The 9,536-nt window shown below is 63.2% G+C and carries 9 protein-coding genes; 3 read left to right on the top strand and 6 right to left on the bottom strand.

All coding sequences use genetic code 11. The features are described 5' to 3' along the window. A partial coding sequence (locus JaAD80_RS19095) for a TIGR03862 family flavoprotein (protein WP_146012429.1) occupies nt 1-662 on the top strand: 662 nt, incomplete at its 5' end. Between the two features lie 170 nt (nt 663-832). On the opposite strand, the gene JaAD80_RS19090 is transcribed toward JaAD80_RS19095, so the two are convergent. The 6 genes from JaAD80_RS19090 to hpnC all read right to left on the bottom strand — a co-directional run bounded on the left by JaAD80_RS19090 (nt 833) and on the right by hpnC (nt 5,911). Then, nucleotides 833-1,639 carry a head GIN domain-containing protein gene (locus tag JaAD80_RS19090; RefSeq protein ID WP_102296355.1) on the bottom strand — a complete coding sequence of 269 codons (807 nt, stop codon included), beginning with the start codon at nt 1,637-1,639 and terminating at the stop codon, nt 833-835. Nucleotides 1,640-1,649: 10 nt separating this feature from the next. Next, nucleotides 1,650-2,435, bottom strand: a complete 786-nt coding sequence (locus JaAD80_RS19085) for a DUF1700 domain-containing protein (RefSeq protein ID WP_258003088.1) — start codon at nt 2,433-2,435, stop codon at nt 1,650-1,652. A 26-nt stretch (nt 2,436-2,461) separates the two neighbouring features. Beyond that, entirely contained in the window at nt 2,462-2,635 is a 174-nt protein-coding gene (locus JaAD80_RS30770; RefSeq protein WP_180979479.1) for a hypothetical protein, read from the bottom strand. Between the two features lie 130 nt (nt 2,636-2,765). Beyond that, nucleotides 2,766-4,157 (bottom strand): hydroxysqualene dehydroxylase HpnE, encoded by a 1,392-nt coding sequence (hpnE, locus tag JaAD80_RS19075; RefSeq protein ID WP_102296351.1) that lies wholly within the window; start codon nt 4,155-4,157, stop codon nt 2,766-2,768. Next, the gene (hpnD, locus tag JaAD80_RS19070) at nt 4,150-4,983 is read right to left on the bottom strand and encodes a presqualene diphosphate synthase HpnD (protein WP_102296350.1); all 834 of its coding nucleotides are present in this window, start codon (nt 4,981-4,983) and stop codon (nt 4,150-4,152) included. The genes hpnE and hpnD overlap by 8 nt, the downstream gene beginning before the upstream one ends. 46 nt (nt 4,984-5,029) lie before the next feature. After that, nucleotides 5,030-5,911, bottom strand: coding sequence for a squalene synthase HpnC (hpnC, locus tag JaAD80_RS19065; protein WP_102296348.1), 882 nt, complete (start codon nt 5,909-5,911; stop codon nt 5,030-5,032). Between the two features lie 292 nt (nt 5,912-6,203). Here hpnC and JaAD80_RS19060 point away from each other — a divergent pair, with 292 nt between their 5' ends. Together JaAD80_RS19060 and JaAD80_RS19055 are read left to right on the top strand one after the other, a co-directional pair. Further along, entirely contained in the window at nt 6,204-7,379 is a 1,176-nt protein-coding gene (locus JaAD80_RS19060; RefSeq protein WP_146012428.1) for an efflux RND transporter periplasmic adaptor subunit, read from the top strand. Next, a partial coding sequence (locus JaAD80_RS19055) for an efflux RND transporter permease subunit (protein WP_102296347.1) occupies nt 7,376-9,536 on the top strand: 2,161 nt, incomplete at its 3' end. The genes JaAD80_RS19060 and JaAD80_RS19055, both read left to right, overlap by 4 nt.

Raw genomic sequence — 9,536 nt, 5'->3', positions numbered from 1 at the left:
CCCTGGTGCCGGCCAATTGCGGCTTCGACGTGGACTGGAGCAGCCATTTCAGCAGCCGCCATGCGGGCGAACCGCTGACGACGGTGGCCATCTCGGCGCGCAACATCGATAACTGCATGATCAAGCGCCAGGGCCAGTTCGTCATCACCGAAGGCGGCGTGGAAGGCAGCCTGATTTATGCGCTGTCGGCCGCGCTGCGCGAGCAGATCGCCGCCGAGGGCAGCACCACCATCTGGCTCGACCTGGCGCCCGACCACACGCATGAACGCGTGTTCGAGGAAGTGACGCGCCCGCGCGGTTCGCGTTCCATGTCCAGCCACCTGAACAGCCGCCTGGGCATCAAGGGCGTGAAATCGGGCTTGCTGCGCGAATGCCTGAGCGCGGCCGATTTTGCCGATGCAGCCAGACTGGCGGACGCCATCAAGCTGCTGCCCGTCACCTTGCGGCGCCCGCGGCCCATCGATGAAGCCATCAGCAGCGCCGGCGGCGTGGCGTTCGACGGCATCGACGGCAGCATGCTGCGCGCCATGCCGGGCGTCTTCGTGGCGGGAGAAATGCTGGACTGGGAAGCGCCGACGGGCGGCTACCTGCTGACGGCCTGCCTGGCGCAAGGCAAGGCGGCAGGCGAGCAGGCGGTGCGTTGGCTGGAAGAGAATTCTTGAAATCACAGCGGCATTGAATCGTTTGCGCCACGACGTCGTTCACACTCGTAGCGAGCGGCCCCGAGTTGTGGCTGAGAAGCGCAGCTGTATGCGAGTACGGGGCCGCCGAGGCAGCGAGCATCGCCAGCCGCAAATCGCGCCGCGTAGCAGATTGTGAGCGGCTGTCCTCGTCAATGCCAGATGATGTCGCCTGAACCGCTTTTTTGCGCTTCGCGCTGGCGCGGGTTGCCGTAGACGTGGATGTCGCCGCTGCCGCGCAGGGTCAGGTTGGCGGCGTCGCGCACGAACAGGCTGCTTTGGCCCGAGCCCTGCAGGCTGACGCTGGCCTTGTCGGCGGCCAGGTGCTCGGCATCGATATCTCCCGAACCGCTCAGGTCGGCGCGCACGAACTTGGTATTGCCGCTGGCCGAGATGCGGCCAGAACCCACCATTTCCAGCACCACGCTGTCGCTGTTGCCCGCATTGATGTCGAGGTCGCCGCTGCCGTTGACGGTGGCTTGCACCTGCTTGTAGCGGCCCGTGAAGCTGACGTTGCCCGAACCCATCAATTCCAGGATAAAACTGTCGCCGGAAAATCCCGTGACCTTGCTGTCGCCATTGCCATGCACATCCAGGCGCACGAGGGCGGGCAGCACCAGTTCCACCTGCAGCGGCTGGCGATGGTGGAAGAGCATGCCTTTCGGGCCGATATGCAGGGTCGTGCCGTCGGCGCTGGTGTCCACGTTCGACAGCAAGCGCTGTTCGCCGCTGACTTTCAGCGAGGGCGTGGCGCCGCGGCGCAGCACCAGGTCGATGGGGCCGGCCAGGTCGATGCTGGTGATATTTGCAGCAATGGGCCGCGTTTCACTGCGCACGGCCCGTCCGGCAGCGCTGCTGGGACTGCTGATGCCCTTGGCGCGCAGCGCCGCATACGACATGGCGATCAGGACCAGGGCCAGCAGGAACATGGACAGGCCAACTTTGAGCAAGCGTTTCATGGCAGCCTTTCTAGTGACCTTTGAGCAGGGAAACATTCATGGCGGTGTAGCGCCTGATGCCGATCAGGGTATAGCGCGTGACCACCAGACTGAGCAGAAAGATGGCGATGCCGCCCAATAACATGCCCATGCCGAAGACGGTTTGCGTGGTGCGCGCATCGCGGTCCATGTCGGTCGAGATGCGGATGCCGCTGCCGGCCAGCGCCTCGGCCCGTTCGATCACGCGCGACGAGGCGCTGGCCGATGCAGCCTCGGCGTCATCCTGGACGGGGCCGGGCACATGCTGCACCCGAATGCCCGTGTCGCCGATGGTGATGCGTGTTTCGCGGCGGGGGTCGCCATCGGCATCGTCGTCCTGGATGAAGATGTGGCGCATGGGGCCGTCGAGCACCAGTTCGTTGGCGCCGGACAAGCCGCTGGCCGTGATGGCGATGCCGCCCAGATAAAAGCTCAGGCCCACGGCATACAGGGTGGCCAGCAGGGCCGCATACACTGCGGCGGGCACGACCATGAACAGGTTGAAAATGGCCAGTCCCACCAGCGAGACGAGCAGGCGCAGCAGGTTGACGGGGTTTTTTTTCTGCTCGAAGGCCTGGCGATGGGTGCTGGTGCGCAAGGTCATGGCGATCTTCTTCGGATCACCGAGGTCGTCGGCAACTTCCTGCTCGCTGCGGCCGGCCGCCGCCCCTTCGATGAACGTCTGTTCGTAGTAATCGAGCGTCTTGGCCACCAGGTCCGGTGGCAAGCCCGCCAGTGCGCGCCGCAGCGCGTCGAGATAGTCTTGCTTGTTCATCATATTTTTCCTGTCCTCCCGTATGCCGCTCAGCCGACTGCCGCCAGCAGCATGCTGGCTTGGCTCAGCAGCAAGGGGGCATGCTGCGTCTGTTGTACCTGTTGCACTTGCTGCACGTCAATGACGAGCACGGTGGCCACGGCCACGAGCGCCAGCAGCGCCACGGCTTTCAAGCTGTTTTTCAGGTGCAAGGTGGTGTGCATGGTGGTCCTCGTGGCGTGCGGTTGGTCGATGGTCAGACTGTACCCAAGCACGGCAGTGCGCACCAGCGCGGTGCGACAGAATGCAATTTGGCGGGGCTCAGCGACACCAGGGCGGGATGCACCGTCAAGTCTACTTTGCCAATTTCCCGGCCTGCACCCTTGCACGCACGGCCTTGGCCGCCGCCACGCCGCTGCGCACGGCGCCTTCGATGGTGGCCGGATAGTCGAGCGTGCGGTCGTCGCCGGCCGTGTAGTCGCCGGCCAGCAGCAGGCCAGGCACGCCGCTGGCATTGCCCGGACGCGCCAGGTCGGGCGTGCAGGCAAAGGTGGCGCGCTTTTCCGTGATCAGCTGGGTCCACAGGGGCTGCGCCAGTTCGGGACGGCGTAACACTTGCGCCAGTTGTGCCGCGATGGCTTGCGCCAGCGCTCCGTGGCCTTGCTCGGCGGCAGGGCCGGAGGCGCTGATGACGACGGCCAGCAAGCCCGCCTGCTGGCTGTCGAGCTGGCCACGGTCGAAGACAAACTGGCCCCAGTGGCCGCTCTCCGGCGCATCGGCCAGCGCATGCATAGGCAGGTCCAGGCGCACATCGGGCGCGTATTGCAGGTAGCAGGTGCTGATCGCTTCCGGGGTCAATGCTTGCATCTGGGTAATGACGGCGTCCAGGCGCGCATCGTGCACGCCTTGCAGCAGGCTGGCCGCCTGCGCGCAAGGCGTGGCGAGCACGACGCCGTCGAAGGCCTCGTCATCGTCGAGCCGCCAGCGCCCGCCAGGCAGCGCTTGCAGGGCATCGACCTTGGCGCCCAGGCGCACGCTGCCGCCATGTTGTTCCACGTAGCGGGCGGCCGCCTCGGGAAACAGGGCGGAGAGGTCCGCTTTCGGGATCAGCATGTCGGAAGCGCGGCGACGCGATGCGCCCAGGCTGTCGCGCAGCACATTGATGAAGACGCGCGCCGAGGCCCGCTCGGGCGGCGTGTTCAGGGCTGCCAGGCACAGCGGATGCCACATCAGGCGGTTTAATTGCTGCGTCTGGTCGAAGCGCTGCAGCAGTTCGCTGACCGTGCAATCGTTGTACAGTTGCCAGCCCATCCACCGCATGGCCGTGGAAAAGCGCATCAATGCCAGCTTGTCGGCACGCGATAAACCCTTGGCGCGCAGCAAGGCCCACGCCAGGTGCAGGGGCGCGGGCAGGCACGGCGCGACGAAATCCATGCCGCCTGAGCCGGTCGGATAGCGCATCTGCAGGGGCAGGGTAAGAATGAGTTCGCTTGGATCCTGTCCCGCCAGCTTGATCAGGCGCAGGGTTTCCGTGTAGGCGCCCAGCAGGATATGCTGGCCGTTGTCGAGTACGGTATGCTCTTGCCCAACTGCTCGGTCGACCTTGCGCGCGCGGCCGCCCAGGGTGCGCGCCGCTTCGTAGACGGTGACGGCATGGCCGGCGCGCGCCATTTCCATGGCCGCCGCGCAGCCGGCCCAGCCGCCGCCGATGACGGCGTAGCGCTGTGTCACGCCAGGATCAGCCACGGACCCAGGTCTTCCATGCCAGCCACAGTTTGCGGATCGGGGTCAGGGAAATGCGCTGTTTCAGCACGTGATAGCCGTCGCGCTCGACTTCGTTGAGCAGGGTGCGGTAGATGGCGGCCATGATCAGGCCCGGGCGCTGGGCGCGGCGGTCCTCGGCCGGCAGCAGGGCGAAGGCTTCGTCGTACGCCTGTTGCGCGCGTGCCACCTGGAAACGCATGAGGTTTTCAAAGTTCTCGCTGTGGCGCGCGTTCAGCAAATCGGCCGCCGTCACATTGAACTGCTGCAATTCGCTGATCGGCAGGTAGATGCGCCCCTTGCGCGCATCTTCGCCCACGTCGCGGATGATGTTGGTCAGCTGGAAGGCATGGCCGAGCTTTTCCGCGTACAGCAGGGTTTCCGGGCGGGTCGCGCCAAAGATGCTGGCCGACAAGATGCCCACCACGCTGGCCACGTGCCAGCAATAGCGGCTCATGGCCTGGTAATCGAGGTAGCGCGTCTGGTTCAAGTCCATTTCCATGCCATCGATGATGGCTTGCAAATGCTTTTCTTCCAGTGCATAGATGTCCAGGTGCGGCTGCAGCGCGCGCATCACGGGATGCGTGGGATTGCCCTCGTACATGGCCCTGACTTCCTTGCGCCACCAGACCAGCTTGGTACGTGCCACGGCTTCGTCCGTGCATTCGTCGACCGTGTCGTCGACTTCGCGGCAGAAGGCGTACAGGGCCGTGATGGCCTTGCGGCGTTCGGCCGGCAGGAACAGGAAGCTGTAGTAGAAGCTGGAGCCGCTCTGGGCGGCCTTTTGTTGGCAGTATTCGTCGGGAGACATAGGCAAAAGAGCAAGGGTTGCAGATCGAAGCCGCTATTCTATCGCCTTACAGAGTGGGCGACGGGGGAAAAGCCGTTTTTACTTGCGTCTCTTGACGCAGGCTTTTGCGCGACATGCGCAGGGCGCGCCAGAAAATGATCAGCCAGTCGCGTTTCTCCAGCTTCGGGCGGCGGCGGAAGACGTCGTAATTGACGGCCTCGATGCTTTCGAGGATGCGCAGTCCCCCCTGGATCACCAGGCGCAGTTCCCAGCCGATGCGCCCGCGCAGGCGCAGGGCCAGCGGCGCGCCGGACAGCATCAGCGCCCGCGTGCGCGCCACTTCAAAACGCATCAGCGCGCTCCACTTGCCGTGCGCCTCGGGCCGCTCGAAGGCGGCGGGCGAGACGGCAAAGCGTGTCAGGTCTTCCATCGGCAGATAGATGCGTTCCTTTTGCTGGTCGATGGCGACGTCTTGCAGGAAATTAATTAGTTGCAAAGCTGAACATATCGCATCGGAATCGCGTACATTCTCTTCATCGGCCGCACCATACAGGTGCAGCATCAGCAGGCCTACGGGATTGGCGGAGCGGGCGCAGTAGTCGAGCACGTCTTCGTAGCAGGCATAGCGCGTCGTCTGCACATCCTGCTTGAAGGCCGACAATAAATCGTGGAACGGTTTCAGCGGCAACTGGTGTTTGGCGATGACGGCGGCCAGGCGCTCGAACATGGCGGCGCCGTCGCCCGCATGGCCTTCATGGCGGGCGATGCGGCCCAGCGCTTCTTCGTAGGCGTGCAGGGCGGCCAGGCGTTGGGCCGGCGTGGCGTCGCCTTCGTCGGCCAGGTCATCGGCGCTGCGGGCGAAAGCATAGATGGCTTCGACGGCAGGCACCAGGCGGCGCGGCAGTAAAAATGATGCTACAGGGAAATTCTCGTAATGGTCTACAGGCATGAACACACTTCTCTAGTCTTGCAGTTTTTGTCCGGTGCCGCGCAAAACCGCGGTGTTGCCGGACGTTGTACGTTTCAACATTAATGACGCAAAAGTCACTAAAAACTTTTCGTCGCGACTATAATTAATAACCAGAAAGTCATTAAGGGTGCAGCGCGCCCCGCCATGACCAGACCGATATTGTCACAAATTTAAGGATATCGCGTGCAAAAAAGTTTGGCTCACCCCCTACGGCAAGCAAAAAGTTTCTTCACGTAAAAATCTAACAGCCCGCATAGTAAAGGAAAATACCTTGTTTGCCCTGAAAACCCTGCGCCGCGAGACCGGCGCGCCAGCTCTTCCCGCCTTGCGGCTGATCGCCGCCGCTGCCCTGGCCACTGTTGTTGCCATGGCGCTGGCCGCCTGTTCCAAGCCGGTACCCAAGGTGGAAGATGTGCGTCCCGTGCGCGCGATCGTGTTAGCCAGCAGTAATGTTGACGTCAGTGCGGAGCTGGCGGGCGAGGTCGTGCCCCGCGTGGCGTCACAGCTGGGCTTTCGCGTGGGCGGCAAGATCGTCGCACGCAAGGTTGACGTGGGCGCAGCCGTCCGCAAGGGCCAGCTGCTGATGCAGCTCGACCCCGTCGACCTGCAACTGGCGCAGGCGCAGGCGAAGGCGGCGCTGGCCAGCGCGGAAACGAACCGCGACCTGGCGCGCGCCGAACTGAAGCGTTATCAGGACTTGCGCGAGAAAAATTTCGTCAGCCAGGCCGTGCTCGACAGCAAGGATGCTACCTACAAGGCGGCGCAGGCCAACGTGGAAGCAGCCCAGGCCGCCTACCGTGGCCAGGCCAACCAGTCCGGCTATGCCAGCCTGGCGGCGGATGCCGATGGCGTCGTCACGCGCATCGATGCGGAAGTGGGGCAGGTGGTCTCGCCCGGCACGCCCGTCGTGGTGGTGGCCAGGAGCGGCGAGAAGGAAGTCGTGATCGGCTTGCCGGAAGATAAGGTCGATACCTTGCGTCAGGTCAAGGATGTCGTGGTGCGCCTGTGGGCCGATCCGAAACAGGCGCTGCCGGGCAAGATCCGCGAAGTGTCGCCCGTGGCCGATCCGGCCACGCGCACCTATCTGGCCAAGGTCAGCATTCCGGACGCGCCGCAAGCCCGCCTGGGCATGACTGCCGTGGTGCAGTTCTCCTCGCAAACGGCGACGCCGCAGATCAAGGTGCCGCTGACGGCCCTGTTCAATGAGAAATCGCAAAGCTCCGTGTGGGTGGTGGAGAATGGCGCCGTGAAACTGGTGCCCGTCACTGTCGGCGGCGTGGCGGGCAACGAGTTGTTGCTGACCTCGGGCGTGAAGCCGGGCCAGACCGTGGTCACGGCCGGCGTCAACTTGCTCAAGCCAGGACAGAAAGTCACCATCCTCGGGGCGGAAACGGCCGCAGCGGCCGCGCCCGTCGCTTCCGCCATCACGGTTGGGGCCGCCAAATGAAGGGCGGCTTCAATCTGTCACGCTGGGCGCTGGAACACATACCGCTGACACGCTACCTGATGGCCGTGCTGCTGATCGGCGGCATGCTCAGCTATACCAGCCTGGGCCAGGACGAAGATCCGCCATTTACCTTCCGCGCCATGGTGCTGCAAGCGTACTGGCCGGGCGCCACGGCCCTGCAGATGGCCGAGCAGGTGACGGACAAGCTGGAAAAGAAGCTGCAGGAGACGCCGTATATCGATGAGATCACCAGCTATTCGAAGCCCGGCGAAACATTGATCTTGCTGGAATTGCGCGAATCGGCGCCGCCGAAGGAAACGGCCGCCGCCTGGTACCAGGTGCGCAAGAAGATCGGCGACATCAAGGGCACCTTGCCGTCCGGCGTGGTGGGCCCGTTCTTCAACGACGAGTTCGGCGACACGTATGGCTCCATCTTCGCCTTGTCCGGCGATGGTTTTACTTACGCGGAAATGAAGGATTACGCGGACAAGGTACGCCAGGAATTACTTGCCGTGGGACAGGTCTCGAAGGTGGAGCTGTTTGGCGTGCAGGATGAAAAGATCAATATCATCTTTTCGCACAAGAAATTTGCCCAGCTGGGCATTCCCTTCGATGCCATCGTGCAGCAATTGTCCGAGCAAAACTCCATCAACGCCACCGGCGTGCTGGTGACGCCGACGGACAACCTGCAAGTGCGGGTGACGGGCGCCATGGTTACCGTCAAGGATCTGGAAAACCTCGAGCTTCGCGCCAACGGCACCACCTTCCGCCTTGGCGACTTTGCCACGGTGAAACGTGAATTCGTCGATCCGCCGAAGGACAAGATGCGTTTCAACGGCAAGGAAGTGATCGGCCTGGGCGTGTCGATGGAAAAGGGCGGCAACATCATCGACATGGGCAAGGCCTTGCAAAAGACCGTCTCGCGCATGACGAGCGAGTTGCCAGTTGGCATAGAACTGCAGCGCGTGTCGAACCAGCCTGAAGCCGTGTCCGCTTCCGTGGGCGAGTTCGTGCACACCCTGATCGAAGCGATCCTGATTGTGCTGGCCGTCAGCTTTGTCGCGCTGGGCTTGCATACCAAGCCGCTGCGCATCGACGTGCGCCCCGGCCTGGTGGTGGCGCTGACCATTCCGCTGGTGCTGGCCGTCACTTTCCTGTGCATGCGCCTGCTCGACATCGATTTGCACAAGATTTCCCTGGGTGCCCTGATCATTGCGCTGGGCTTGCTGGTCGATGACGCCATCATTGCCGTTGAAATGATGGTGCGCAAGATGGAGGAGGGCATGTCGCGCTTCGACGCGGCTACCTTTGCCTACACGTCGACGGCCATGCCCATGCTGACGGGCACCCTGATCACGGTGGCGGGCTTTTTGCCCATCGGCCTGGCCAAGTCGACCGCAGGCGAATACACGTTTTCCCTGTTCTCCGTCAATGCACTGGCGCTGGTCATTTCCTGGGTGGTGGCCGTGGTGTTTACGCCTTACATCGGCCACATCTTGCTGAAGGTCAAGCCGCACGCACATAACGACCATGAACTGTTCGATACGCCGAACTTCCGCCGCTTCCGCCGCGCCGTGACCTGGTGCGTGGAATGGCGCAAGACGACGATTGCCGCCACCCTGGCCATCTTTGCGCTGGGCATCTACGGCTTTAATTTTATCGAGAAGCAGTTCTTCCCCGATTCCAGCCGGCCTGAACTGATGGTGGAGCTGTGGTCGCCGGAAGGCACGACCTTTGCCGCGAATGAAAAGCAGGTCAAGAAGTTCGAAGCGTTTGTCGGCAAGCTCGATGGCGTGGAAAGCGTGACCAGCTATGTGGGCACGGGCAGCCCCCGTTTCTACTTGCCGCTGGACCAGATCTTCCCGCAGACGAATGTGTCGCAAGTGGTGGTGTTGCCGAAGAGCCTGGCGGACCGCGAACGCTTGCGCCAGCAAATCGTCGACGTTTTCAAGAAGGATTTCCCGGAAGTGCGGGGACGTGTCAAGCTGTTGCCGAACGGACCGCCGGTGCCGTATCCGGTGCAGTTCCGCGTCACGGGGCCGGAAGTGGCTGGCGTGCGCGCCATTGCCGACCAGGTCAAGGACATCATGCGCGCCAATCCGAATACGCTGGGCGTGAATGACAACTGGAATGAATCGGTGAAAGTACTGCGCGATC

Origin of the sequence: Janthinobacterium sp. AD80, assembly GCF_002878455.1 — a bacterium.
In the GTDB taxonomy this organism is placed as follows: Bacteria; Pseudomonadota; Gammaproteobacteria; order Burkholderiales; family Burkholderiaceae_D; genus Janthinobacterium.
This window is presented reverse-complemented; position numbering and strand designations above follow the sequence as displayed.